The sequence below is a fragment of the Serratia sp. CY47280 genome (assembly GCF_052168655.1).
In the GTDB taxonomy this organism is placed as follows: domain Bacteria; phylum Pseudomonadota; class Gammaproteobacteria; order Enterobacterales; family Enterobacteriaceae; genus Serratia; species Serratia bockelmannii.
On record NZ_JBJNMG010000001.1, the window covers coordinates 1,223,969 to 1,249,616 of the forward strand.

Sequence of the window (25,648 nt, forward strand, 5' to 3'; positions counted from 1 at the left end):
TTACTGATAATTGACGATCACCTGATTGCCAATCACCCGCAGCGGCGGGTTCAACCCGCCTTGCGACTGCACGTAATAGACGAAACGCAATTCCGCATTGGCCGGCTCGCCCTGCAGACCGTTGCTGCTGCCGCTGCCGCCGCCCAGCGGAATGCAGCGGTTGACCGTGCAAAGCTGCGCCTGCAGCCCCACTGGTTCAGGCCCCAGCAAACGGTAGCGCCAGCTGACGCGGGTGATGCGCGCATTGGCATCCGGCAACGCGTTCGGCGGCCGCAAACCGGCGGACTCATCGCGCATGCCGCCCTGTTCCAACGTCACGCCCGCCCCTTCGGCCACCCAGGAGCCGGACACCGCGCCGGCGGTTAACGGCGCCAGCAAACACAACACGAACAGACAGCGTTTCATCAGGCGGCTCCAATGGTCGACGTCATGCGAATCTGGCGATCGTCGTTAATCTCCAGGTTGGACAGCACCACGAGCTGCGGCAGGCTGCGGCGCAGGAAGCGCGCCAGTAAAGGACGCAGCGCATGGTTAACCAACAGCACCGGCGGCGCGCTGAGCATCTCTTGCCGTTGCAGCGCTTGACGCGCCTGTTCCAGCAGGCGGTCGGCCAGCCCCGGCTCCAGACCGCCGCCGCCCTGCAACGCCTGCAGCAACAGGCGCTCCAGCTGGGTATCCAAACCGATAACCTGAATTTCGCCGTTGCCCGGGAACCACTGCTGCGTGATCGCCCGGCCCAGCGCCACCCGCACCACGGTCGTCAGCTCATAAGGATCGCTTTGCGCCGGGGCATGTTCCGCCAGCGTTTCGACGATGGTGCGCATATCGCGGATAGAAACGCGTTCGGCCAACAGGTTTTGCAGCACTTTGTGCAGCGTCGTCAGCGACACCACGCCCGGCACGAAGTCTTCGGTCAGCTTCGGCATCTCTTGTGAAACACGGTCCAGCAGCTGCTGAGTTTCCTGGCGGCCAAACAGCTCGCTGGCAAACTGGCCGATCAGGTGATTAAGGTGCGTCGCCACTACGGTACTGGCTTCCACCACGGTAAAGCCCTGGATCTGCGCCTGCTCGCGCAAGGCGCTGTCGATCCATACCGCCTCGAGCCCAAAGGCGGGATCGACGGTTTTGTCTCCCGCCAGCTCGCCCACGGCATTGCCGGGGTTGATCGCCAGCCAACGGCCCGGCTGCGCTTCACCGCTGCCGATCTCAACGCCTTTCATCAGGATGCGGTAGCTGGCTGGCGGCAGTTCCAGATTGTCGCGGATGTGTACCACCGGCGGCAAATAGCCCATGTCCTGCGCGAATTTCTTGCGGATCCCGCGGATACGCCCCAGCAGCTCGCCGTTCTGTTGAAAATCGACCATCGGAATCAGCCGGTAGCCCACTTCCATCCCCAGCGGATCTTCCAACTGCACGTCGGCCCAGCTGGCCTCGGCGGCCTGCGGATTCTCCGGCATCGCCGGTTCTTCCACCGTTTTCGGTGCCTGTTGTTCACGGCCACGCAGCCACCAGGCCAGGCCCAGCAAAGCGGCGGTAAACAGCAGGAACACCAGGTTCGGCATGCCCGGCACCAGGCCCAACAGCCCCAGTACTCCGGCGCTCAGCAACATCACGCGCGGATTGTTGAACAGCTGGCCCACCATCTGCTCGCCGACGTCCTGATCGGTCGCGACGCGGGTGACGATGACGCCGGCGGCGGTGGAGATCACCAGCGCTGGGATCTGCGCCACCAGGCCGTCACCGATGGTCAGCAGCGTATAGCTTTCCGCCGCCGCCCCCAGCTCCATGCCATGCTGCACGACACCGACCAACAGGCCGCCGACGACGTTCAGCACCATGATCATCAGGCCGGCAATGGCATCGCCACGTACGAATTTACTGGCACCGTCCATCGAGCCGTAGAAATCGGCCTCCTGGGTCACTTCAGCGCGGCGTTTCTTCGCTTCGTCTTCACCGATCAGCCCGGCGTTCAGGTCGGCGTCGATCGCCATCTGTTTACCCGGCATGCCGTCCAGCACGAAGCGCGCGCCCACTTCGGCGATACGCCCTGCACCTTTGGTAATTACCATAAAGTTGATCAGCACCAGGATGATGAACACCACGATGCCGATGGCGAAGTTGCCCCCCACCAGGAAGTGGCCAAAGGCTTCCACCACGCGCCCGGCGGCGGCGGAACCGGTGTGGCCCTCCAGCAAGATGATGCGCGTCGACGCGACGTTGAGCGACAAACGCAGCAGCGTGGAGAACAGCAGAATGGTCGGGAAGGCGGCGAATTCGAGCGTGCGCTGGGTGAACATCGCCACCAGCAGCACCATGATTGACAGCGCGATGTTGAAGGTAAACAGCAGATCGAGGATAAACGCCGGCAGCGGCAGCACCATCATCGACAGGATCAACAGGATCAGCACCGGGCCGGCCAACACCTGCCACTGCGTATCTTTAAAATTGCCCGGCAAACGAAGCAGGGAGGCCAAATTAGCCATCAGAGTCACTCTCTCTTGCAAAATCCAGTGCTTCCGGCACCGGTAAACGTTCAGGTTTTTTCGGGATCAGGCCGCCCTCGCGCCGCCAGCGGCGCAGCTGGTACACCCAGGCCAGCACTTCGGCGACGGCGGCATACAGGGTGGCCGGAATATGTTGTCCAATCTCGCTGTGCCGATACAGCGCACGCGCCAGCGGCGGCGCCTCCAGCATCGGAATGCGGTGCTCCGCACCGAGCTCACGAATGCGCAAGGCGATTTCGCCGGCCCCTTTGGCCAGCACTTTCGGCGCACTCATTTTTTTGTCGTTGTACTGCAACGCGACGGCGTAGTGCGTCGGGTTGGTGACGATCACGTCCGCCTTAGGCACGTCGGCCATCATGCGGCGCCGGGCGATCGCCCGCTGCTGCTGGCGAATACGCCCCTTAACGTGCGGGTCCCCTTCCTGGTCTTTGAATTCGTCGCGAATATCCTGCTTGGTCATCTTCAGCTTCTTGAAGTGGCTCCACAGCTGGTAGAACACGTCGAACGCCACCATCGGCGTCAATCCCAGCACCACCAGAAAACCGCAGAACAGGATCATCTGCAGCGCATTGCCCAACGCGTCGAGCGGCTGCTGAGTCATCAGATGCAGCATCGCCGCCCAGTTGTGCCACAGATAAAGACCGGTCACCCAACCGACCAGCGTCGCTTTCAGGATCCCTTTCAGCAGCTCGGCCAGCACCTGGGTGGAAAAGATGCGCTTCAACCCGGACAGCGGGTTCAACCGCTTCAAGTCGAATTTAATCGACTTGCCGCTGAACAAAATGCCCCCCAGCAGCATCGGCGCGGCGAGCGCCACCAGTACCAGCCCCGCCATGATCGGCAACAGCGCCAGCACCGCCTGGCGCAGCAGCATGCCGAGTTGGCGTACCATCTGTTTATCGTTGCTGACCATGCCATGGTCGAAGTTCAACCCCTGCGTGAGCATCGCCGCCAGCTGTTGCGCCATGTTGCTGCCGGACATCAGGATGATCGCGAGGCCCGAGAGCAGCATCAGTACCGAGGTCAGCTCGCGGGAGCGCGGGATCTGGCCGTCTTCACGCGCCTTCTCCAGCCGGTGGGGCGTGGGGGCCTCGCTTTTTTCCAGATCGCTGTCTTCAGCCACGAAACGCCGTTCCTGTGTCGGGAGGGTAAAGAATGGCGGTCAGCATGCCAAAAAATTGGCGATGTCATTGGCGGAACAACGGGGAAAAAGGCGGGTTATTTAGGGGATGAGCCCATCAGGGAGACGTTACAACCAATTTTCCAGCCGCAACCCCTCAACGCACTCAAGTTCGCGTCGATTATTGGTCACCAGGATCAATCCTTCGCTGCGCGCATGCCCGGCGATATGTAGATCGTTTACGCCAATAGGCGTTCCCTGGCGTTCCAGCGCAGCCCGGATATTGCCATAGTGCGATGCCGCTTTGGCGCTGTAATCGAGAATGTCCAATCGGGAGACAAAATCTTCAACGACTCTGGCGTTCACCGCTGGACGAGCGCTTTTCTCCACCCGTGAACCAATTCGCCATAGGTGATCGACGAAATGACCATTTTACCTGCATAGCGATTGAATGCCTCCAGCACTTCCAGCGGCCGGCGCTTGATGACATAGATAACAATGTTGGTGTCCAGCATATGACTGAACATCAAAAATCTTCCCGCTCACCCTGGTGCTGTCCTGCACGTTCATTGAGGAAATCATCGCTCACCTCATTTGCCGCACAGAAGAAACTGTCCCAAGTATTCTCCAGGGGGGCAAGAATGCGCTCTTTGCCCACTACGCGAACGGTCACTTTAGAAACGGTATCAGGGAAACGCACCTCTGCGGGCAAGCGTACAGCCTGTGTCCGATTATTGGTAAAGACAGAACCTAACGTCATGGCGACCTCCTTAAATTGGAGTACAAATTATAACCGCCATGATGTATATAGTAATGCTATATACATTAATCTTTGCGGGACACCGCGCAACTTTCGGGGCGCGCCGTCGCGCGCCCCGAAAAGCCTCAGAAACCGAGGCTGTCGAGCAGATCGTCGACCTGCGCCTGGTTGGCGATGACGCCGACGCCGTTCTGGTCGAGCTGCGGGCCGTTCAGCAGGCTGTCGTTCGGCCGTTTTTCCTTCACCGGCTGCTCCGGCATGTTTTCCATCAGCACCATCAGCAGCTGCTTTTCGATCTCCTGCACCACATCCATCATGCGCTTGATCACCTGACCGGTCAGATCCTGGAAGTCCTGCGCCATCATGATTTCCAGCAGCTGTGCGTTGGTGAAGGCCGTATGGCCCGGCACCTGATCCAGATACTGGCGCGTGTCGTTGACCAGAGAACGCGCATCGTCCAGTTCGATGGGATTGGCGAACCACTCGTCCCAGCGCCCTTTCAACGCGTTGGCGCCGGATTCCAGCTCCGCCTGGCGCGGTTGCGCTGCCTCCACGCAGTTCAACGCCCGTTCCGCCGCCTGCGCCGTCATGGTTACGACATAGTCAAGACGGTCGCGCGCATCCGGGATCGCCTCTGCCGCCTGGGCGATCGCCTGATCGAGCCCCAGTTCGCGCATGCTGTCGCGCAGCATTCGGGTCAGTTGGCCGATGCGGGAGATGATCTCTCCCGCGGTCGCTGCATCGCTGGCAGGCATTGGAATGTCTCTCATCGCCCTCTCCTTACATGCCCAATTTTTCAAAAATCTTGTTGAGCTTTTCTTCCAGCGTCGCCGCCGTAAATGGTTTCACTACATAACCGCTGGCGCCGGCCTGCGCCGCCGCGATGATATTTTCTTTCTTGGCTTCCGCCGTCACCATCAGTACCGGCATCGCGGCCAGCGCGCTATCGGCGCGAATGGTCTGTAACAGTTCGAGTCCGTCCATGTTCGGCATGTTCCAATCGGACACCACGAAGTCGAAACCGCCGGCGCGCAGCTTGTTCAGCGCATCCGCGCCATCTTCAGCTTCTTCGACGTTGTTGAAGCCCAGCTCTTTGAGCAAATTTCTGACGATGCGGCGCATGGTGGAAAAGTCGTCCACAACCAGAAATCTGAGGTTCTTGTCTGCCATTGTTACTCCTGAAATAGTTAACCGTTTAATGATGCAAAACCGCAGGCCGCCGCGCGGCGAACCAGGGTCATATCGCCGCCGGGTAAACCCTGCGGACTAAAATTAAATGCGCAATGCCTGGCCGCCGGAAATCTGCGCCAACATGCGCTGGCTCATCCTGTCCAACTCAACCACTTCGCTGACGCCGCCGCTGGCGATCGCCTCGCGCGGCATGCCGAACACCACGCAGCTCGCCTCGTTCTGCGCCAGGGTATAGGCCCCGGCGCGGTGCATCTCCAGCATCCCCGCCGCACCGTCGTTCCCCATGCCGGTGAGGATCACCCCCACCGCATTGCGGCCGGCATATTGCGCCACCGAACGGAACAGCACGTCGACAGACGGACGATGGCGGTTGACCGCCGGACCGTCATGCAGCTTCACCTGATAGTTGGCGCCGCTGCGCGCCAGCTCCAGGTGGCGGTCCCCCGGTGCGATGTAGGCATGGCCCGGCAGCACGCGCTCGCCGTCCTCCGCTTCTTTCACCGTGATCTGGCACAGTTTGTTCAGCCGTTCGGCGAACGAACGGGTGAAACCGGGCGGCATGTGCTGGGTGATCAGCAGCGCCGGGCTGGTGGCCGGCAGCGGCTGCAGTACCTGGCGGATCGCTTCGGTACCGCCGGTGGAAGCGCCGATGGCGATCAATTTTTCACTGCTCAGCAGCGGCGCGTGGCTGAGGATCGCCGGCGCCGGGCTGTTGGAACGCTGCGGCAGGCGCGCTCTGGCGGCGGTGCGGATCTTCTCGGCAATCAGTTCGCTGTAGGCCAACATGCCCTCACGGATACCGAGCTGCGGTTTGGTGACGAAATCCACCGCGCCCAGCTCCAGCGCACGCAGCGTGATTTCCGAGCCTTTGCCGGTCAGCGAAGAGACCATCACCACCGGCATCGGCCGCAGGCGCATCAGCTTCTCGAGGAAATCCAGCCCGTCCATGCGCGGCATCTCGACGTCCAGCGTCAGCACCTGAGGATTAAATTTTTTGATCAGATCGCGCGCCACCAGCGGATCCGGCGCAGTCGCCACCATTTCCATGTCGGGATGGCCGTTCACGATTTCCGTCATCAGCTGACGCATCAGTGCAGAATCGTCTACGCATAACACTCTGATTTTACTCATTACCTCTCCTTGGTCAGCCCATACACGGTCTGCCCACGCAAGTAGAAATCCCGGCTGATCTGGCTGAAGTTCTCGGAGTGGCCAGCGAACATCAGCCCCCCCGGCTTAAGCAAGGGAACGAAGCGGCGCAGGATGCGCTCCTGCGTCGCCTTATCGAAATAGATCATGACGTTGCGGCAAAAAATGGCGTCGAATTGCCCCGGCAGCGCCCACTCCGGCGCCAGCAGGTTCAGCGGCTGGAAGTTCACCCGCGCCGCCAGCTCCGGCCGCACGCGCACCAGCCCCTGATGCGGCCCGGTGCCACGCAGGAAATAGCGCTGCATTTGGGTCGGCGTCAGGGTGCGCAGATCTTCCTGGCGGTAAACGCCCGCTTCCGCTTTTTCCAGCACCTGCGTGTCGATGTCGCTGGCCCAGACCTGGCAACTGCCGGCCCGCTGGCCCAATGCATCGCTCAGCGTGATGGCGATCGAATACGGCTCTTCACCGGTCGAGGCCGCGGTGCTCCAGACGCTGTAGCCGTTCGGCCGCGAGCGCGCATGCTCCGCCAGGATCGGGAAGTGATGCGCCTCGCGGAAAAAGGCCGTCAGGTTGGTGGTCAACGCGTTGATGAACGCCTGCCACTCCGCGCTGTTCGGATCGCTTTCCAGCAGCGCCAAGTAGTCGCCGAAATCGTGCAATCCCAACAGCCGCAGCCGGCGCACCAGGCGGTTGTAAACCATCTCGCGCTTATGCTCCGCCAGCACAATGCCGGCGCGTTGATAAATCAACTGGCTGATACGGCGAAAATGCACGTCCGACAGCGGCAGACGCTGCACCATTTGCGTCAACATCGACGCTGTATCCCGGTTAGAAGTTGACGGCGCCTGTTTCATGCCGCTTCACCGGAGAAAAACGTGCTGCTTATGCGGTTTAACAATCTTGGGCTTCCTTTACCACGGGTGAAACTGCGTTGCTGCTGTTACCTGGCGCGACGAAGTTATCGTCCGCCAGACGGAATACCGCGACCGCGTCGGCCAGGGTAATGGCCTGCTCTTCCAGCGCGGTGGCGGCAGAAGCGGACTCTTCCACCAACGCGGCGTTCTGCTGGGTGACCTGATCCATCTGGGTCACCGCCTGCGTCACCTGCTCGATGCCGCGGCTCTGTTCATCCGACGCCGACGCGATCTCGCCCATGATGTCGGTCACGCGGGTCACCGAACGCACAATGTCCTGCATGGTGGCGCCGGAGTTTTCCACCAGCACCGAGCCGTGTTTGACGCGGCTGACCGATTCGTCGATCAGCCCCTTGATCTCTTTCGCCGCCTGCGCGCTGCGGCTCGCCAGGTTGCGCACTTCGCCGGCGACCACGGCGAAACCGCGCCCTTGTTCACCGGCGCGCGCCGCTTCCACCGCCGCATTGAGCGCCAGAATGTTGGTCTGGAAGGCGATGCCGTCAATCACGCTGGTGATGGCGCCGATTTTCTGCGAACTGTTGGCGATATCGTGCATGGTGGTGACCACATCGCCGGCCAGCTCGCCGCCCTTGGCCGCGGTGGCCGAGGCGTCACGCGCCAGCTGAGAGGCCTGCCGCGCATTGTCGGCGTTCTGTTTCACCGTCGCGGTCAGCTGTTCCATGCTGGCGGCGGTCTCTTCCAGCGAAGCGGCCTGCTGCTCGGTGCGGGAAGACAGATCGTTATTGCCTTCGGAGATTTCCTGCAGGCCGATCAGAATCGACTCCGCCCCGTCGCGCACCGCGCCGACGGTGCCGATCAGCGACTGCTGCGTGCGTTGCAGGCTGGCGAACAGCATGCTGATTTCATTGCGGCCGTACACCTGAATCGGCGTCGCCAAATCGCCGGCGGCGATGCGTTCAAAGTGGCTGCGGATTTGGTTCAACGGCTGTACCAACATGGTGCGCAACCACCACATGGCGCTGCCGGTCACCACGATCAGCATCAAGACCGCCCCCGCCAGCATCAGGCCCGCCAGCGTGAAGGAGAACTGGTTGGCGTCCCTGGCTTCGCTGATGTCGCCGTTGACCAACTGCAGGTACTGCACGAAGTCGGCCTCGAACAGGTCCTGGGTTTTCTGCGTCGGCTGATCCATAAACGCCTGCAGCTCGCCCTTTTCCAGGAAACCGATCAGTTCACGCAGCGCGCCGCGCAGCCGCTCGTAGCTGGCCTTGGTGGTGGCCGTCTGCTGGCTTTGCTGTTCACTGCTGCGTTCAACCGCCATGAACTGATTGAAATAGAGATCGGCCTTCTGCAGCGAACTGCGGGCGCTGCTCATCAGTTCGTTCACCTGCTCCTGCGGCAGCTTCAGCGCCGCGCGGGTGCCGGCGCGGTTCAGCGTATTGCGCGCCTGCAACAGCGACACCCAACTCAGGCTGAGCGAATCGCGCTGCTGGCTGCCGAGGGTGATGATGTCGAGGTTGTGGTTATCGGAGCGAAACGCGGAATACGACAGGCCGCTGCTGGCCAACTGCAGAACGCAGAAGGTCATCAACAACAGGAATAAGCTGGTAGAGATACGGATTCGGTTAAACACTGTGAACCTCCTTGCAGCCGGCCGGCGACCGGCCTACGTAGGGAAAAGGGCCCCTGCGAGAGAGGCCCGATACCGGTCAGAACGTTTCCCAGTTATCCTGCAGATCGCTGGCGTTCATTTTCTTATGATTGATTACCGGTGTTACCGTCGCCTTGCTGGTGACAGGCGCTTTAAACTCTTCCTGGCCTTCCTGCCTCAGGCGGAATACCGCCACCGACTGGGTCAGCATGCTGGCCTGTTCTTCCAGCGCCGCCGCCGCCGAGGCGGATTCTTCCACCAACGAGGCGTTCTGCTGGGTGACGCGGTCCATTTCCGCTACCGCCTGGCCAACCTGATCGATACCGCGGCTCTGCTCGTCCGACGCCGAGGCGATTTCGCCCATGATGTCGGTCACGCGGGTGACGGCATTGACGATGTCGCCCATGGTTTCACCGGCGCTTTCGACCAGCACAGAGCCCATATCGACGCGGCTGACCGAATCTTCGATCAGGCCTTTGATCTCTTTCGCCGCCTGCGCGCTGCGCTGCGCCAGGTTACGCACTTCGCCGGCCACCACCGCGAAGCCGCGGCCCTGCTCGCCGGCACGCGCCGCTTCCACCGCGGCGTTCAACGCCAGGATGTTGGTCTGGAAGGCGATACCGTCGATCACGCCGGTGATATCGGCAATTTTCTGCGAGCTGCCGGCGATGTCATGCATGGTCTGCACCACGTTGGCCACAACCTTGCCGCCTTTCTGTGCGGTTTCGGAGGCGCTCAACGCCAGCTGTGAAGCCTGACGGGCGTTTTCGGCGTTCTGTTTCACCGTCGCGGTCAGCTGTTCCATGCTGGCGGCGGTCTCTTCCAGCGACGCTGCCTGCTGCTCGGTGCGGGAGGAGAGATCGTTGTTGCCCGCAGCGATTTCTGACGCGCCGCTGTAGATGGCATCCGCGCCCTGACGTACGCCGCTGACGGTTTCAATCAGTTCGCCTTGCATGTGTTTCAGGCTGGCCGCCAGCACGCCCATTTCGTTGCGGCTGTTGACGACGATCTGCTGAGTCAGGTCGCCGGCGGCGATCTGTTTGATGTGATCGATCATGCGGTTCAGCGGGCGCACCAGGATGTGATGGATACCGGTCCAGACCAGCACGATCACCGCCAGCACCACCACCAGGATCACGATCAGCGTCCAGATGGCCGAGTTATAGGAGCTGTTGCTGCCGTCGACTGCGATCTGGTACAGCTTGCCGTTTTGCTCCAGGTAAACGTTGTAGCTCTGCTCAAAGTTGTCCTGGTAGCTCTGCGTAGGCTGATCGAAGAACGCGTTGATTTTGCCTTCGCCCAACAGTTGGATCAGCTCGGAGAGCGCGCCGTACAGCACATCGTACTGATGCTTGAGGCGCTCCGCCGCCTGAGGATCCTGGCGCGGATCCTGAGGGATTTTCTCGTACGCGGCGTAGTGTCTTTCCGCTTCGCCCAGCTCTTCTTTCGCCTTGGCCAGCAGTTCATCAATGGTGGCGCCGCTGCCGATCTTGTTGGTATCCATCATGTAGCGAATACCGGCACGGTTCAGGGAGTTGCGCGCCTGCAGCAGGTCAACGCGGCTTTCACTCAGCTGCAGCTGCTGCTGGCGGATAGTTTGCAGGACGGTAAAGTTTTCCTTATCGCTTTTCAGCGAGGAGAAAAAGAGTCCGCCCGAAATCAACTGCAAGGCGCCAAACAGCACCAACACCAGCAACAGGCTGGTGACCACCTTCATACGATTTAACATGATTTCCCTTGTTGAAGCCCGCGCAGACAGGCTCTGATGACGTTGAATGTGAGAGTTATCGGCGCCGTGCGGCAAAACTTTATGCGGGAAAGTAACTATTTTTAGTGGGGGTTCCGGGCACGGTCTGCGGCATCGCGACAGGTCAGGAAGAGTGATGGATGAAGGGGGCAGCGCCCTGCCCCCCTGAGGTCATGAATCAGACGCTTTTCGCCACGCTGTCGACCAGCGACATCTCTTCGCTGCTCAGCAGCTTTTCGATATCCACCAGGATCAACATGCGCTCGCCCAGCGAACCGAGGCCGGTCAGGTATTCAGTCGCCAGCGTCACCGCGAACTCCGGCGCCGGGCGAATCTGCTCGGCGGTCAATGACAGCACGTCGGAAACGCCGTCGACCACGATACCCACCACGCGCTGGCCAAAGTTCAGTACGATCACCACGGTGTTCTCATCGTAAGACACGCTTTGCTGGGAGAATTTCACCCGCAGATCGATGATCGGGACGATCACGCCGCGCAGGTTAGTGACCCCCTTGATGAACGCCGGGGTGTTGGCGATGCGGGTCACCTGATCGTAGCCGCGAATTTCCTGCACCTTGAGGATATCGATGCCGTACTCCTCGTTGCCCAGGGTGAAAATCAGAAACTCTTGCCCTACCGTTTCGCCAGCCAATTTGCTGACGGCTGCCAATCCTGCCATATCATTCACCTTTTAAATCAATAAACTCATTATTATGCGGCGGCGTCCGTCAGACGCTTTTCACGGTTCAAGGTTTGCAACGCCGAGACATCGACGATCAAGGCCACGCTGCCGTCGCCCAAAATGGTCGCGGCGGAGATGCCCGGCACTTTGCGGTAGTTGCTTTCCAGATTCTTCACCACCACCTGATGCTGGCCGATCAGCTGATCCACCAGCAGCGCATAGCGGCGGCCGGCACTTTGCAGGATGACGACGATGCCCTGCGTAGCGTCGGTTTTGGCGCCTTCCACTTCAAATACCCGATACAGTTCTACCAGCGGCAGGTATTCGCCGCGCACCTGCAGCACGCGTTCGCCGCCGGCCAACGGATGAAGATCTTCCGCCTGCGGCTGCAGCGATTCCATCACCGCGTTCAGCGGCAGAATGAAGACTTCGTCGTTCACCTTGACCGACATGCCGTCAAGGATCGCCAGCGTCAACGGCAGCAGGATGCGGATGGTGGTGCCTTTACCGGCCTGTGAACGGATCTCGACGTGGCCGCCCATCTCCTGAATATTCCGTTTCACCACGTCCATGCCGACGCCACGGCCGGAAACGTCGGTCACCTGCTCGGCGGTAGAGAAGCCCGGAGCAAAGATCAGCATGCCGACCTCTTCGTCGCTCATGCTGTCGCTGACCGCCAGCCCTTGCGACGCGGCCTTGGCGAGAATTTTTTCGCGGTTCAGGCCGGCGCCATCGTCGATGACCTCAATACAGATGTTGCCACCCTGATGTTCGGCCGACAGCACCAGATTGCCCACCGCCGATTTACCGGCGGCGATGCGGGTGGCCGGTTCTTCGATACCGTGATCGAGGCTGTTGCGCACCAGGTGCGTCAACGGATCGATAATCCGTTCGATCAGGCTCTTGTCCAGTTCGGTGGAGCTGCCCTGCAGCGTCAGTTCCACCTGCTTGTTCAGCTTGCCGGCCAAATCGCGCACCAGGCGCGGGTAGCGGCTGAAGACATATTCCATCGGCATCATGCGGATCGACATGACCGACTCTTGAAGATCGCGCGCGTTACGCTCCAGCTGGCTCATGCTGTTCAGCAGATCGCCGTGGTTCACCGGATCCAGCGTGCCGGAGCGTTGCGCCAGCATCGACTGGGTGATCACCAGTTCGCCCACCAGGTTGATCAGCTGATCCACTTTTTCCACCGCCACGCGAATGCTGGTGGATTCGCTCGCCTTGGCGCGCGCTTTTGGCGCTTCCGCCGCTGCGGCGGCCGGTTTAGTGGCGGGCGGCACGGCGCTGGCGACCGGCGCTGGCGCAGGTTCCGGCACGGCGACCGCTTCCGGTAAGCTCGCTTCCACGGCGGCCGGTTCGCTTTGCGTCGGCGTCGAGAAGCTGATTTGTTCCGGTTCCAACACGAAGCACAGCACGGCGCTGATGTCGTCTTCGCTGGCGGAGGTGAGCAACGTCACGTCCAGACTGTGTTCCGTCTGATGCGGGTCTTTAACCTCGCCGAGGTTGCCCAGCTCTTCCAACATCAAGGGGATTTCACTGGCTTTTAGCCCGTTCAGGCTGATGCGCATGCCGCCTTCGATCGCCGCCGGCGCGGCTGCGTGCTGAACAACGGGCTGCTGAACGGCCGGTTGAACCGCGGGCGCCTCCTGCTGCTGTTGCGCTTCCAACGCCAGCTGGCGCAGCGCCTGGCAAATGTATTCAAAGCTTTCGGCGTCAGGCTGTTGCGAGGTTTTATAGGCGTCCAGTTGCTCCTGCATAATGTCTTTGGTTTCCAGAAACAGGTTGATAATCTCGGTGCTCAGGCTCATTTCCTGGCGTCTTGCACCGTCCAGCAGGTTCTCCAGCAGGTGGGTAGTTTCCTGCAGCACCGAAAAGCCAAAGGTCGCCGCACCGCCCTTGATCGAGTGTGCCGCGCGGAAGATGGCGTTCAACGGCTCGATATCGGGGGCCAGCGGATCCAGCTCCAGCAGGTGTTGCTCCATGTCGGCCAGCAACTCGTCCGCCTCATCAAAGAAGGTCTGATAAAAATCGCTAATGTCCATGCTCACGGGGTCACCTCTGGCTGTGAGTCGCGGTTAGTCGGTGCGGGCGCAGCCGCCGATTGTTCCGGCGTTTGGCCGGCCGGGGCTATCGCCGGGGATGTCTGCGATTGGGCGGCAGGGTCCATCGCCGGCGGCGTCGCTTGATCGGTCGGCGTTACCGCCTGGGGTTCCGGCGTTTGGCTGGCCGGCGCAGTCGCCGACGGCGCCAGCTGCTTCAGGCTATCCGGCTGGGCGATATCCATCGCGTTGCTTTCGGCATTTTCGTGTTCGATGCCCTCTTGCGTTTGCTTGTTCAGCACCAGCACGGTGATACGACGGTTGATCGCATCATCGGCGCCGTGCTGTTTAAGGCTCATGGTGGCCGCCATGCCCACCACCCGCAGCACCTTGCCTTCCGCCAGGCCGCCGGCAATCAGCTCGCGTCGGGAGGCGTTGGCGCGATCGGCCGACAGTTCCCAGTTGCTGTAGCCGCGCTCGCCGGTGGCGTAAGGGATATCATCGGTGTGGCCGGACAGGCTGATCTTGTTCGGCAGGTCGTTGAGGATCGGCGCTATCGCCCGCAGAATATCGCGCATATAACTCTCGACCTGCGCGCTGCCGGTTTTGAACATCGGCCGGTTCTGGCTATCGATAATCTGAATGCGCAGCCCCTCATCCATCATGTTGATCAACAGATGCGGACGCAGCGCCTTCAGGCGCGGATCGGACTCAATCAACTCATCCAGCTTTTCGCGCAGCTTGTTTAGGCGCAGCTCTTCGGCGCGCGAGTCCGGCGAGTCGACCTGCTTTCTCACCAGGCCATGCTGTTGCGTAGGATCGTCGCCGCCGCCCGGGATTGGGCTGCTTTCGGAACTGCTCTTGTCGCCGCTGGTGAGGGCAACCTTGAGCGGCGTGCGGAAATATTCGGCGATTTGCGTCAGCTCCTGCGGGCTGGCGATCGCCAGCAGCCACATCACCAGGAAGAACGCCATCATCGCCGTCATAAAGTCGGCATAAGCGATCTTCCAGGAGCCGCCGTGATGGGCGGCATGATGCGACTTGCGCTTTCTGACCAGAACGACCGGATGATTCTGTTTCATGCTTCTTCTTCTTCCGTCGCCTGCTGCGCCGGCGCTTTCACGCGGCGCACGTGTTCTTCCAGCTCAACGAAAGAAGGACGTTCGGTGGTATACAGCGTTTTGCGGCCAAACTCGACCGCGATCTGCGGTGCGTATCCGTTCAGGCTCGACAGCAGCGTGACCTTGATGCACTGCATCATCTTGACGTTTTCGGCGCTCTTCTGGCGCAGCAACGTGGCCAGCGGCGAGATGAAGCCGTAGGCCAGCAGAATACCGAGGAAAGTACCAACCATGGCGTTAGCGATGAGCGCCCCCAGTTCCGCAGCCGGCCGATCGGCCGAAGCCAGGGCGTGTACCACCCCCATCACCGCCGCGACGATACCGAACGCAGGCAAGGAGTCACCCACCATCGCCAAACTGCCGGCGGGCACTTCGCTTTCCTGCTCGTAGGTTTCGATCTCTTCGTCCATCAGCGCTTCGATCTCGAACGCATTCATATTGCCGCTCACCATCAGCCGTAAATAGTCGGTAATGAACTCCACCAGGGTGTTATCGGCAAGGATGCGCGGATAATTAGAGAAAATTTCACTTTCTTGCGGATTATCGATGTCGAACTCGAGCGACAGCATGCCTTGCTGACGCGATTTGGCCAGCAGGCGGAACAACAGCGCCATCAGATCCATGTACAGATCTTTGTTGTATTTGGAACGGCGCATCAGCCGCGGCAGCGCGCGCAGCGTGGCCTTGATCGCCTTGCCGTTGTTGCCGACGATGAAAGCGCCGACACCCGCCCCGCCGATAATCAGAAACTCCGCCGGTTGGTATAACGCACCGAGATGACCGCCCACGATCAGGTAGCCGCCAAACACCGCACCCAATACCACGAGATAACCCAAAATAACTAGCACACGCATTCCTTAAATTAACAATGTGGATGGAAGGTGGGGCAAACGCGCCCTGGCGCGACAGACCAGGCTGCGTGTCTGGGGGCGGCATGCCGCCCCTGCGTATCACACGTCGGTATTCATTGCCGAGAGCCGGCAACGTGGCGGCTCAAATGGCGCGTTTGACCTGCTCGTCCAGCAGTTGAGGAATAATATCGGCCAGTTGCGGCGAAAGTTTACGTCTTTTTACGGCGCGGGATGGAGGTTGGCATAAACTGCAGATGAAACCATTCAGCGGCTGATGCGCATGAGTGATAAATGCGCCGCCGCAGCAGCTGCAGGCGGAGAGCTGCAACATGCCGCTATCGACGAAACGCACCAGCGTCCAGGCACGGGTCAGCGCCAGCAGCGGCGCCTCACCGGCCTGCTGCGGACACTGCTCGAGATAGAGGCGATAGGCTTTGATCACCGCCTCCACTCCGCTGCACTGCCCGCTTTTCATCAGAAACAGGTAGGCGTTGTAAAACATCGACGAGTGAATATTTTGTTCCCAGGTCATAAACCAGTCGGTTGAGAACGGTAACATTCCTTTTGGCGGCGGGCTGCCGCGTAACTCCTTGTAAAGTTTAATCAAGCGCCCGCGGCTGAGCTGAGTTTCACTCTCCAGCATCTGCAGTCGGGCTCCCAGCGAAATCAGCTCCATAGCGAGCTGAATGTCCTTGGCTTCTTGAACGATACTTTTCTCAACCATCATCAGGCTCTTTTCTTCGTCGGGCTAGCGTCTTTACTCGATAGCTCTTGCAGTAAATGGCTTGATAGCAAAATGCCGGTATGGATTTGTTGCAGATCGTCGACGCGCGACTCTTTGGTCAGGCGTTCGATGGTCTGGCTTTCGTTAAAGCGGAAGTGGCAAACCAGCTGGTTGGTCTCGGCCAGTTTGACCATTTGCGGCAAAGTCAGCTGCGCCAGCGCATCGGCCATGGTTTCATCAATACCCAGGCGGAACATCGCGGACGCTTTTTCATCGTTGATCAAACGCTGTGCTAAAAGTAAATATGACAAATTGATGTCATAAATATGCTTAAGTAATTCAGACGTACCCATATTCCCCATCCCGACAGACTATGTTTAAAAACATACGCTGGGTGATAAATTTTATCGCCCGTGACTTGGGTTGTTTCCCAAAGTTGGCAAATTAATCTCTCAAAAACGACTGCTATAATTTTCTACAATCGCTAAATTCGACCACTGTTCAGTATTTGCTACGAGCGTAAACCTACGTGTATGGATGTACAGCATTCTGCTTCGATAGTGTTTAGTCACCATGAAACTATTTTTACAAATTTAATAAGATTATTCCTAAAGCAGCGCAACTCTACCCCCGAACCATTAGCACACACAATGTAAGTGAGAGGCAATTTTAAATACAATGTGACATAGATCACAAAAATAAAAAATAATTAAGCCAAACACCCCCAAATACGCTCACTTATTGACCGCCATTTTGTACACAAAACAACCATAGGTAAAAAAACGTCTTAAAAACAATGTTTATCCGCCAAAAAATTATCTTTTTTAGATCAATTCGAACAAAAGCATCACCAAACCAAAATAACAGAACAAAAATCTGTATATAGGCAACAAACTCAGTATAAATAACCAGTTGAGTTACTAAAAAATATCCAAGCTGAAAAATAACCAGTGTAAACTATAAGGTTATTAGCTATCGGATTTGACTTAAGCCCCCAGCCTGAGGCTGTTTTAATTTTCAACATCAGGTGATTATGGCTTATCAATGACTCGCGGGCGTAGTGAACAAGCTCACAGACGTAACGATATGTTTCCGTATTAGCACGATGCAAGAATACTTTTTTTGCGTTAAATTCCGCCAAAACGATATATCGGCAGCACGCCATAAAACTTTAATGCTTTTTATTTCTTTTTTGTCGTCGTGATAATTTCCCCTCATCCCCAGATGATTATTTACATGGCTTACGATTTCATCCCCTTATGGTCATAAAATAAAACGCAGTTTTGTTTTACTCTTCATATTTCTCCATAGAGAAAAACGGCGTTTTAACGTCAGCGGCGGCGAAAAACACCCCCCAATGCCGCGGCTGGGTGAAAAAATCACTGCAGAATGAGGCCTGGCACGGCGGCGCGTGCTTGTGCACAGCAGCGACGACGACGCGTCTGCCGTCAGCCACCCTGAGACTTTCCCTATTTCTCCATTTATCAGCAGGATGAGATTGCTGACGGCGCACGGGCATATTATGATTTATCAAAGCGTCGCTACGGGCGGCGTGACATCATTACCCAGTGCAATTTATCTACTTGAAATGATTTTTGTCAGGTCGTACATCGCTACCTCGACGGCGTCGCCGTGAGCCGCCGATGTGTTATTCACCCGGCTTTAACTATTAACAGGCTATATTTTAATCATGACCGATACGCTCGAATATCTGCTGACATTCCGTAAATGCTCCTCTTTGGACAGCCTGGAGAAGGTGTACGACAAACTGAACTACTCCATTGAAAATGATACAGAAATGAGCAATATGTACCGCGCTGCCGACCACCGTCGCGCTGAGCTGGTTGCCGGTAAACTGTTCGATCTGGGCAAGGTGCCGAAAACGCTGTGGACGCAGGTGCTTTAATTCAGTGAAATTACGTGCGGCAACGGTTTTATCTTTTATTGCTATATAACCGGTGCAAATTCAGCTTTTATTGCCGCGCGTGATGCGAAACACATTTATTCCACCCGCCAGGTTCTACCCTTTATCCGACGCAAGACTTCCACCAAGGCCACCGATGCGGCAGCCTGAAACACGATGGATACAACAAGGAGTAGGATATGGGGTATCAAAACGTTCTGGTCACCGTTGCCGTTGCCCCTGACAGCCACCGTCTGGTGGAAAAGGCCGTCTCCATCGTCCGCCCTTACAGCGGCAGCATCACCTTGCTGAGCACGCTCGCCAACCCGGAAATGTACAATAATTTCGCCGGGCCAATGCTGGGCGATTTACGCACGTTGATGGAGGAGGAAACCCGGCTGTTTATGGAGGAACTGCGTCAACGCGCCGGTTACCCGATCGCCGATACGTTGATCGTGCACGGCGAGCTGGGTGATAGCCTGGAATACGCCAGCCGCCGTCAGCCGTTCGACCTGCTGCTCTGCGGCAACCATCGCGACGGCATGATGAATAAGGTCTCCTGTTCCGCCGCCCGCTTTATCAATATCAGCCATATCGACGTGCTGATCGTTCCGCTCTAAGGCTAAGCACATTCGGTAACGTTGCCTTGCCGCCCCTGGACTAGGCTTAACGAATCTTGTTTGTCGCAACGCAAAGGAGCTTTCGATGTCCCCTTCTCAACAGAACCGCCGCTTCCTGCTGGCTTCGCGTCCGCACGGCGAACCGACGGCGGCCAACTTCCGTCTCGATACCGTCCCCGCACCGCAGCCCGCCGCCGGGCAGCTGGTGCTGCGCACTGTTTATCTGTCGCTGGATCCTTATATGCGCGGGCGCATGAGCGATGCCCCCTCCTACGCGCCGCCGGTGGAGATCGGTCAGGTCATGGTGGGCGGTACGGTATCGCGCGTGGCGGCTTCACAGCATCCCGATTTCAACGTCGGCGATTGGGTGTTGGGTTATGACGGCTGGCAGGATTACGCCCTGTCTGACGGCAGCGGCCTGCGCAACCTAGGCCCGCACCTGCCGCATCCTTCCCGCCTGCTGGGCGTGCTGGGCATGCCGGGATTTACCGCTTACATGGGGTTGCTCGACATCGGCCAACCGCAGGCAGGTGAAACGCTGGTGGTCGCCGCCGCCAGCGGTGCGGTCGGTTCGGTGGTCGGCCAAATCGGGAAGCTGAAAGGCTGCCGCGTCGTCGGCGTCGCCGGCGGTGCGGAAAAATGCCGCTATGTGGTGGAAGAGTTGGGTTTCGACGCCTGTCTCGATCACCGCGCCCCTGACTTTGCCGAACAGCTGGCGGCCGCCTGCCCAAAAGGCATCGACATCTATTACGAAAACGTCGGTGGGGCGGTGTTCGACGCCGTGCTGCCGCTGTTGAACACCAAAGCACGCATTCCGGTGTGCGGCATCATCGCCCATTACAATGCCACCGGATTACCTGCGGGGCCGGACCGCTTGCCCCTGCTGGAAGGGCTGATCCTGCGCAAACGCATCCGTATGCAGGGCTTTATCATCTTCGACGACTACGGCTCACGCTTTGACGAATTCTTGCAACAAATGAGCAGTTGGGTCGAACAGGGGAAAATCAAGTTCCGCGAGGACATCGTTGATGGGCTGGAGCAGGCGCCGCAGGCGTTTATCGGCCTGCTGCAGGGCAAAAACTTCGGCAAACTGGTGATCCGCGTCGCCGACGAATAACCCGTAGCAGGGCGTGGTACACCACGCCCTGCTTTTAATGTACGGCGCCGTCGCCGAATCGCACATCTTCCTCTACCGTCAGCGTCACCTGTACGACCGTGCGCACCGCTTCCACCATCGTCGCCAGCGCCATGCTCGGCTTGCCCGGATGGGACGCCGCCAGTTCATGACTGTACGGAATATGTACGAATCCCCCCCTGACACTCACGTGCTGCGTCTCCAGATAGTGCCGCAGACCGTAAAAAATATGGTTGCAGTTATAGGTACCTGCCGTATAAGAGACAGCCGCCGGGATCCCCTGTCGGCGCAGCTGCTGCACTGCGGCCTTCACCGGCAACGTGCTAAAATACCCTACCGGCCCGCCCGCCACCACCGGTACGTCGATCGGCTGTTTACCGGCATTGTCGGGAATGCGGGCATCGATCAGATTGATGGCCACCCGTTCCAGCGAAATCTCGGCCCGGCCGCCGGCCAGGCCCAGACAAATCACCGCCAGCGGCTGCAGCGCCTCAATCGCCGCGATCAATTGCTGATTGGCCACGCCCAATACGCAGGGCAGCTCGAGCACCGCGATCTCCGCGCCGGCAATATGTTCACCGGCCAGCGCCTGCGCAATTTGCCAGGAAGGATTCACCGCATCGCCATCGAACGGCTCAATGCCGGTGACCAAGACTTTGTTCATCATTTCCCCTGATTGAAGGCTAAATTTGTGTGCTTTCAGCCTAAAGAACACAGTATGATTCTGGAAATGGATTATCTGTATATAGAGTATTCATAAAATGAATTTAGCCAGCGTCGATCTCAACTTGCTGGTGGTGTTTGAGGCGTTGTATCAGACGCGCAACGTCACCGCCGCAGGCCGGCGTCTTAACCGCGCTCAGCCCTCCGTCAGCAATGCATTGGCGCGGCTGCGCATTCTTCTCAACGATCCCCTGTTTGTGCGCAGCGGCGGCGGCATGTCACCCACGCCGCGCGCCCACCAATTGATGCCGCAAATACAGCAGGTGCTTGAACAGATCCATCTGGCGTTGGCCCCCCCTGCCCGTTTCGATCCGGCCACCGCCGGGCAGCGGCGTTTTACGCTGGCGGCCGGCGACTATGCCGATATCTTGCTGCTGCCCACCCTCATCAGCCGGTTGCGTCAGACCGCCCCCGGCATCGATATTCGCGTTTCGCGTCTGGATCGCCACAATATTTATCGGCAACTGGATCGCGGCGAGGTGGATATCGCGCTGGGAGGGCACCTTTCCGGTGCGGAAAGCCACTATGTGCGCACGTTGTTTGAAGAGCACCTGGTGTGTATCGCCAGCCGTTCACACCCCCAGCTGGCGGATGGCCGCTGGGATCTGGCACGCTACCTCAGCCTGCCGCATGGGCTGTACGCACCGGCAGACGATGGCTCTGCCAGAGGGCTGGTCGACCGGCGTCTGGCGGAAATCGGCGGTCAGCGGCGCGTCGCCGTGACCTTTTCACATATTGCCGCTCTGCCGGCCGTGGTCGCCGACAGCGATCTGATCGCCACGCTGGCCGCCAGCGCGGCCCGGCATTTTTCCGATCCGCAACGCGTACGCATTCTCCCGCTGCCTGACGAGTTGGCCATCGCGCCTTTCCCCATTGAGCTGATCGCCGGCCGGCAGGCGCAACGCGACCCGGCGTTAATCTGGCTCTGCGAGCTGGTAGGTCAACTCTCCTTCGACTCCTCTCCACGTTAACGACGGTATTCGCTGCATTTTCAACCGTTCAAACGCATGTTCCCAGGCCCGTCGGTGGGCCCTGGGACGCCCACCAAATAGGAATCATCCGAATTAACATTCGCCAAATTTATATATTTGATCATCTTTAACTGGCAAATGGTAAGGATAAAAAACAGTCAGCGACTTTTTTTACGTAAAAAAAGAGTTGTTTTATAAGCACGTTGACTTATGTGTTACACATTTATTCTTTGGTATTACCAATTTCCCAATAATTTGAGATAAAAAATGATCTGCTCGCATCTATATGTTTTAGATAATAAAAAACAAGATCGTGAGCAAGTTAACGAATTGAGCATTGATCCACAAGGCTATTTTGCAAATGCAGAGCTCTATTGTAGACTGCACAAATCGTGCCTTTGTGTAAACTTTGTTAAATCTTTCGTCAGTTCCTGTCTCTATTCGTGACAGATACGCCATCGGGATCGCGCGTCAATTCTCGTGCGGTAGCTATGCCTAAAGCGGGGAATAGTATGGATCGTCTTATCATTGCGCACACGCCCTTGCCCTCCCATCAGCTGTTGTTCAGAAGCCTTTCCGGCGAGGAAAAACTGGCCGGATTGTTCGAGTTCGACGTCGAGTTGCTCAGCCCCGACAATCGGCTCGATCTGAAAGCGCTGCTGGGACAAAAAATCACGCTGGAGCTGCGGGGCAATCCGTTGGCACCGCGTTATCTCAACGGCAATATCACGCGCATGACCCTCTCCGGCCGAGAAGCTGGCGGCAACCGTTACTATATCTACCGCGCCGTGCTGCGCCCCACGCTGTGGTATCTGACGCAAAACCGCGATTTTCGCATCCACCAGGAAAAAACCGTTCCCGACATCCTGACTCAGGTGCTGGGGCAGTATCAGGTGAAAATCGATAACCGCCTGAGTTACGACTACCGCATCTGGGGATACTGCGTGCAGTATCAGGAGAGCGATTTCGATTTCATCAGCCGTCTGATGGAACACGAAGGCATCTATTATTATTTCACGCACCAGCAAGACGGCCATACGCTGGTGCTGGCTGACGCGCCGGCGGCCCATCAGGAACTCGCCGGCTACGCCAGCATTCCCTACCAGCTCGCGGAAGGCGGCCTGGTGGAAAACAAGGACAGCATCAATAGCTGGAGCGTTTCTGACGCCATCACGCCCAGCCTCTATAGCCTGGATGACTACGATTTTCGTAAGCCACGCGCGCGGTTGCTGGAGGCCCGGCAGAATCCCGCCTCGTTCGCGCAGGACAAAGCCGAGGTGTTCGACTGGCCCGGTCGCTATACCGATCACGCCCACGGCCAGTTTTACGTCAAGGTTCGCCAACAGGAGTTCGAAGCGCAGCACGAGCAGATGAGCGGCGAAGGCAATTCGCAGGGCATTGCGCCCGGCTACCGTTTTCAACTGACCCAGGCGCCGCGTATGGAAGACAACCGCGCCTACCTGGTGGTCAGCGCGCAGTACTTCATGCAGGAAAACAGCTACGCCAGCAACGATAATGATGTTGGCGAGCAGCGAACCGAATTTCAGGTCGTTCCGGCGGACATCAATTGGCGCCCGGCGCGCACCACGCCTTGGCCGAAAACCCACGGCCCGCAAACTGCCGAAGTAGTGGGCCCGGAAGGCGAAAGCATCTGGACCGATAAATATGGCCGGGTGAAACTCAAATTCCGTTGGGATCGCCACGGCAGCGGCAATGAAACCAGTTCCTGTTGGGTGCGCGTCTCGAGCGCCTGGGCCGGCTGGAAATACGGTGGGATCCAGATCCCGCGCGTGGGTGAGGAAGTGGTGGTCGACTTTATCAACGGCGATCCGGATCGCCCTATCATCACCGGCCGCGTTTACAACGAAGACAGCATGCCGCCGTGGGATCTGCCCGGCGACGCCACTAAAATGGGCTTTATGAGCCGCAGTAAAGGCGGCGGCGCCGACAACGCCAGCTTCCTGTTCCTGGAAGACTCGCCCGGCAACGAATCGTTCGACATGCATGCCGAACGCAACATGAACATGACGGTGGAAAACGACAAGAACGTCAATATTGACGGCAGTCGCACCACCACCATCGGCCGCCAGCAGGACGACACCGTCACCGGCGACGCCACGTTCCTGTACAAAGCGAAACGCACGACGACCGTCAATGGGCTGGACACCGCCAACCTGAACGCTCACCAGACGGTGAACATCAAAGGCGGCCGCGACCTGACGATTATCGACGGCGGCGATAAAATCGACATCACCGGCAATCAGTCTTTCAAGCTTGACGGCGCGCAGACGCAAAACATTACGCAAACCCAGCATGTCACGGTGAAAGGCAACCAGACCCTCGACATTACCGAAGGGCAACAGACCAGCACCATCAAGCAGGGGCAGACCGTCAACATCACCGCCGGCGGTCAGCACACCACCATTACTGCCGGCGGGCAAGTCCTGACGATTGAAGCGGGCGGCCAGACCGCTACCGTGACCGGGGATGTCACCGAAACCTATAATAATAACCAGAACACGACGATCACCGGCACGCTGACCATCAAGGCGAAAACCATTGATATCACCAGTGCGGACGGCGTCTCGGTACAAACGCCGAACTGGAAAGATAACTGCCACGGCTGGAAATGGGTGGCGACCGGGGCCAATTTTGCCTTCTACGGCTCCAATCTGTCGTTGACGGCGACCAGCCTTAAACACACGATGCTGGATATCTCGCATAACCCGCTGTCGATCAGCAAAACCAATTTCAAGCTCAGTAATGATCCCATGACGTTCACTCAGCTTGGCGCGCTGGTCACCAACGGTGCCTTACGATTGAGCACCAAGGCGCTGGCGATCTTCTTGTAAAGGGACTCCCATGTCGAAGGCCAAAAATGTTTTCACCGTTATCGGGTTGATTTTATTGGCTCCCATCCTCAGTCTGGTGGGTTTTTTCAAATTCATCACGGTCGATATCTGGGGTTATTTCAAACATATCGGTTCTTCCCTCAGCGTGATGGAGAACGGTATTTCCGCTTCCGGGCAAATCGTCAGCATTCGCCAGACCAACCTGTGGGACGGAAATCGGCCGGTCTGCGAAGTCGAAGTCAAGTACATCGCCCAAGACGGAAAAAACCATACGGCCGTGGCGAAAGGCCCGATCAGCGTCGTGGATCTGCCGCGTTATCAACCGGGCCATTTCACCGCGATAAAGTACGACCCGAAGAACCCCAAAAAAGCGGTGATCGAAGAGCTTTCCCGGCTTTAAGCGAAAAGGATCCCTCAATCACGCGATCCGATTTCAACGTTCTGCAAACGGCTTATCGTTCATCAGTTCGCTAAATCACCTTGCATAAGGAAGTGTCACGATGGGCGCGTTCATTGCCTTTTCGACGCAGGACAGCCTCTGGGGACAGATCCTGTTTACCGTCTTTGGCATCCTGGTCGGCTGCGTATTGCTCGCTGCGATCGGCAAAACCTTTTTGTCGGCAAGCCGAGCGGCCGCCTTACCCATGCGGTTGCTGATCTTTGTCGCGCTGATGCTGGCGCTCCTGAAATACAATCAGCAGGTGATGTCTGCGGTGAATGCTCCCGCAGAGCTGATCGGGTTCCTGATTTTGCCCGGTTTTTTGATGCGTTACCTCGGTGCGGCGACACCCGGCAGACTGACGCTGGCGATAGAGTTGCCCTGTTTTGCGGCGCTCGTCGCGCTGCTGGTTCTGAGCACCGCCGGCATCGGATTTTTTGCGCCCTATCACCTGGAGAGCACCGGCCAATTTACCGCCAAGGCGATCGCCGCGTCATTGTCCGTCGCCGCCGTGCTGCTGGCTCGCGGAATAAACGGGAAGGACAACGCACTGTCCTCTTGATCATCCATTTCGAAGTGGGACTCTCC

24 protein-coding genes and 1 pseudogene are annotated in these 25,648 nt (G+C 58.3%); 7 read left to right on the plus strand and 18 right to left on the minus strand.

Annotation, left to right across the window (positions count from 1 at the left end; genetic code table 11):
* The 17 genes and pseudogenes from ACJ8J4_RS05980 to flhD form a co-directional block, all read right to left on the minus strand.
* A complete protein-coding gene (locus tag ACJ8J4_RS05980) occupies positions 1-405 on the minus strand; it encodes a flagellar protein FlhE (RefSeq protein WP_038629510.1) in 405 nt (134 codons plus the stop codon).
* Complete coding sequence (gene flhA, locus ACJ8J4_RS05985; protein ID WP_025303268.1) at positions 405-2,483, minus strand: flagellar biosynthesis protein FlhA; 2,079 nt, start codon at positions 2,481-2,483, stop codon at positions 405-407. The genes ACJ8J4_RS05980 and flhA overlap by 1 nt, the downstream gene beginning before the upstream one ends.
* On the minus strand, positions 2,476-3,627 hold the full coding sequence (gene flhB, locus ACJ8J4_RS05990) for a flagellar biosynthesis protein FlhB (RefSeq protein WP_043138644.1): 1,152 nt from the start codon (positions 3,625-3,627) through the stop codon (positions 2,476-2,478). Before flhB ends, flhA begins: the two co-directional genes overlap by 8 nt.
* A 126-nt stretch (positions 3,628-3,753) precedes the next feature.
* Positions 3,754-4,151, minus strand: a pseudogene (gene vapC / locus ACJ8J4_RS05995) (type II toxin-antitoxin system tRNA(fMet)-specific endonuclease VapC).
* Positions 4,151-4,384, minus strand: a complete 234-nt coding sequence (vapB, locus tag ACJ8J4_RS06000) for a type II toxin-antitoxin system VapB family antitoxin (protein ID WP_089195989.1) — start codon at positions 4,382-4,384, stop codon at positions 4,151-4,153. Before vapB ends, vapC begins: the two are co-directional and overlap by 1 nt.
* 125 nt (positions 4,385-4,509) lie before the next feature.
* Entirely contained in the window at positions 4,510-5,154 is a 645-nt protein-coding gene (gene cheZ / locus ACJ8J4_RS06005) for a protein phosphatase CheZ (protein ID WP_004934858.1), read from the minus strand.
* 10 nt (positions 5,155-5,164) lie between these two features.
* Entirely contained in the window at positions 5,165-5,554 is a 390-nt protein-coding gene (gene cheY / locus ACJ8J4_RS06010; protein ID WP_004934862.1) for a chemotaxis response regulator CheY, read from the minus strand.
* A gap of 102 nt (positions 5,555-5,656) precedes the next feature.
* Complete coding sequence (locus ACJ8J4_RS06015) at positions 5,657-6,706, minus strand: protein-glutamate methylesterase/protein-glutamine glutaminase (protein ID WP_025303269.1); 1,050 nt, start codon at positions 6,704-6,706, stop codon at positions 5,657-5,659.
* The gene (gene cheR, locus ACJ8J4_RS06020; RefSeq protein WP_025159837.1) at positions 6,706-7,578 is read right to left on the minus strand and encodes a protein-glutamate O-methyltransferase CheR; all 873 of its coding nucleotides are present in this window, start codon (positions 7,576-7,578) and stop codon (positions 6,706-6,708) included. The genes ACJ8J4_RS06015 and cheR overlap by 1 nt, the downstream gene beginning before the upstream one ends.
* A 37-nt stretch (positions 7,579-7,615) precedes the next feature.
* Positions 7,616-9,232: a methyl-accepting chemotaxis protein gene (locus ACJ8J4_RS06025; RefSeq protein WP_038629515.1), complete on the minus strand. Its 1,617-nt coding sequence runs from the start codon at positions 9,230-9,232 to the stop codon at positions 7,616-7,618.
* A 76-nt stretch (positions 9,233-9,308) separates the two neighbouring features.
* Complete coding sequence (tsr, locus tag ACJ8J4_RS06030; protein WP_043138649.1) at positions 9,309-10,979, minus strand: methyl-accepting chemotaxis protein; 1,671 nt, start codon at positions 10,977-10,979, stop codon at positions 9,309-9,311.
* Positions 10,980-11,175: 196 nt separating this feature from the next.
* The gene (cheW, locus tag ACJ8J4_RS06035) at positions 11,176-11,676 is read right to left on the minus strand and encodes a chemotaxis protein CheW (protein ID WP_025303271.1); all 501 of its coding nucleotides are present in this window, start codon (positions 11,674-11,676) and stop codon (positions 11,176-11,178) included.
* Between the two features lie 32 nt (positions 11,677-11,708).
* Entirely contained in the window at positions 11,709-13,730 is a 2,022-nt protein-coding gene (gene cheA / locus ACJ8J4_RS06040) for a chemotaxis protein CheA (protein ID WP_049206033.1), read from the minus strand.
* On the minus strand, positions 13,727-14,803 hold the full coding sequence (motB, locus tag ACJ8J4_RS06045) for a flagellar motor protein MotB (RefSeq protein ID WP_043138656.1): 1,077 nt from the start codon (positions 14,801-14,803) through the stop codon (positions 13,727-13,729). The genes cheA and motB overlap by 4 nt, the downstream gene beginning before the upstream one ends.
* On the minus strand, positions 14,800-15,690 hold the full coding sequence (gene motA / locus ACJ8J4_RS06050) for a flagellar motor stator protein MotA (RefSeq protein ID WP_015378266.1): 891 nt from the start codon (positions 15,688-15,690) through the stop codon (positions 14,800-14,802). The genes motB and motA overlap by 4 nt, the downstream gene beginning before the upstream one ends.
* A gap of 145 nt (positions 15,691-15,835) precedes the next feature.
* Positions 15,836-16,420 (minus strand): flagellar transcriptional regulator FlhC, encoded by a 585-nt coding sequence (gene flhC, locus ACJ8J4_RS06055; RefSeq protein WP_016927281.1) that lies wholly within the window; start codon positions 16,418-16,420, stop codon positions 15,836-15,838.
* A complete protein-coding gene (gene flhD / locus ACJ8J4_RS06060; RefSeq protein ID WP_004934891.1) occupies positions 16,420-16,770 on the minus strand; it encodes a flagellar transcriptional regulator FlhD in 351 nt (116 codons plus the stop codon). The genes flhC and flhD overlap by 1 nt, the downstream gene beginning before the upstream one ends.
* A gap of 1,337 nt (positions 16,771-18,107) precedes the next feature.
* Between flhD and ydgT the strand changes: the two genes are divergently transcribed.
* The 3 genes from ydgT to ACJ8J4_RS06075 all read left to right on the plus strand — a co-directional run bounded on the left by ydgT (position 18,108) and on the right by ACJ8J4_RS06075 (position 20,057).
* Positions 18,108-18,323: a transcription modulator YdgT gene (gene ydgT / locus ACJ8J4_RS06065; protein WP_025303274.1), complete on the plus strand. Its 216-nt coding sequence runs from the start codon at positions 18,108-18,110 to the stop codon at positions 18,321-18,323.
* 197 nt (positions 18,324-18,520) lie between these two features.
* Positions 18,521-18,940 (plus strand): universal stress protein UspC, encoded by a 420-nt coding sequence (gene uspC, locus ACJ8J4_RS06070; RefSeq protein WP_025303275.1) that lies wholly within the window; start codon positions 18,521-18,523, stop codon positions 18,938-18,940.
* 85 nt (positions 18,941-19,025) lie between these two features.
* Positions 19,026-20,057: an NADP-dependent oxidoreductase gene (locus ACJ8J4_RS06075; protein ID WP_025303276.1), complete on the plus strand. Its 1,032-nt coding sequence runs from the start codon at positions 19,026-19,028 to the stop codon at positions 20,055-20,057.
* A 34-nt stretch (positions 20,058-20,091) separates the two neighbouring features.
* Here the strand turns inward: ACJ8J4_RS06075 and pcp are convergent, their stop codons facing one another.
* Positions 20,092-20,739 (minus strand): pyroglutamyl-peptidase I, encoded by a 648-nt coding sequence (pcp, locus tag ACJ8J4_RS06080; protein ID WP_025303277.1) that lies wholly within the window; start codon positions 20,737-20,739, stop codon positions 20,092-20,094.
* A 97-nt stretch (positions 20,740-20,836) separates the two neighbouring features.
* Between pcp and ACJ8J4_RS06085 the strand changes: the two genes are divergently transcribed.
* The 4 genes from ACJ8J4_RS06085 to ACJ8J4_RS06100 all read left to right on the plus strand — a co-directional run bounded on the left by ACJ8J4_RS06085 (position 20,837) and on the right by ACJ8J4_RS06100 (position 25,622).
* Positions 20,837-21,769 carry a LysR family transcriptional regulator gene (locus ACJ8J4_RS06085; protein ID WP_025303278.1) on the plus strand — a complete coding sequence of 311 codons (933 nt, stop codon included), beginning with the start codon at positions 20,837-20,839 and terminating at the stop codon, positions 21,767-21,769.
* A 512-nt stretch (positions 21,770-22,281) separates the two neighbouring features.
* A complete protein-coding gene (locus tag ACJ8J4_RS06090) occupies positions 22,282-24,621 on the plus strand; it encodes a type VI secretion system Vgr family protein (RefSeq protein WP_025303279.1) in 2,340 nt (779 codons plus the stop codon).
* A 10-nt stretch (positions 24,622-24,631) separates the two neighbouring features.
* Complete coding sequence (locus tag ACJ8J4_RS06095) at positions 24,632-25,021, plus strand: DUF3592 domain-containing protein (RefSeq protein WP_025303280.1); 390 nt, start codon at positions 24,632-24,634, stop codon at positions 25,019-25,021.
* A 100-nt stretch (positions 25,022-25,121) separates the two neighbouring features.
* On the plus strand, positions 25,122-25,622 hold the full coding sequence (locus tag ACJ8J4_RS06100; RefSeq protein WP_127146021.1) for a hypothetical protein: 501 nt from the start codon (positions 25,122-25,124) through the stop codon (positions 25,620-25,622).
* Positions 25,623-25,648 lie beyond the last annotated feature (26 nt).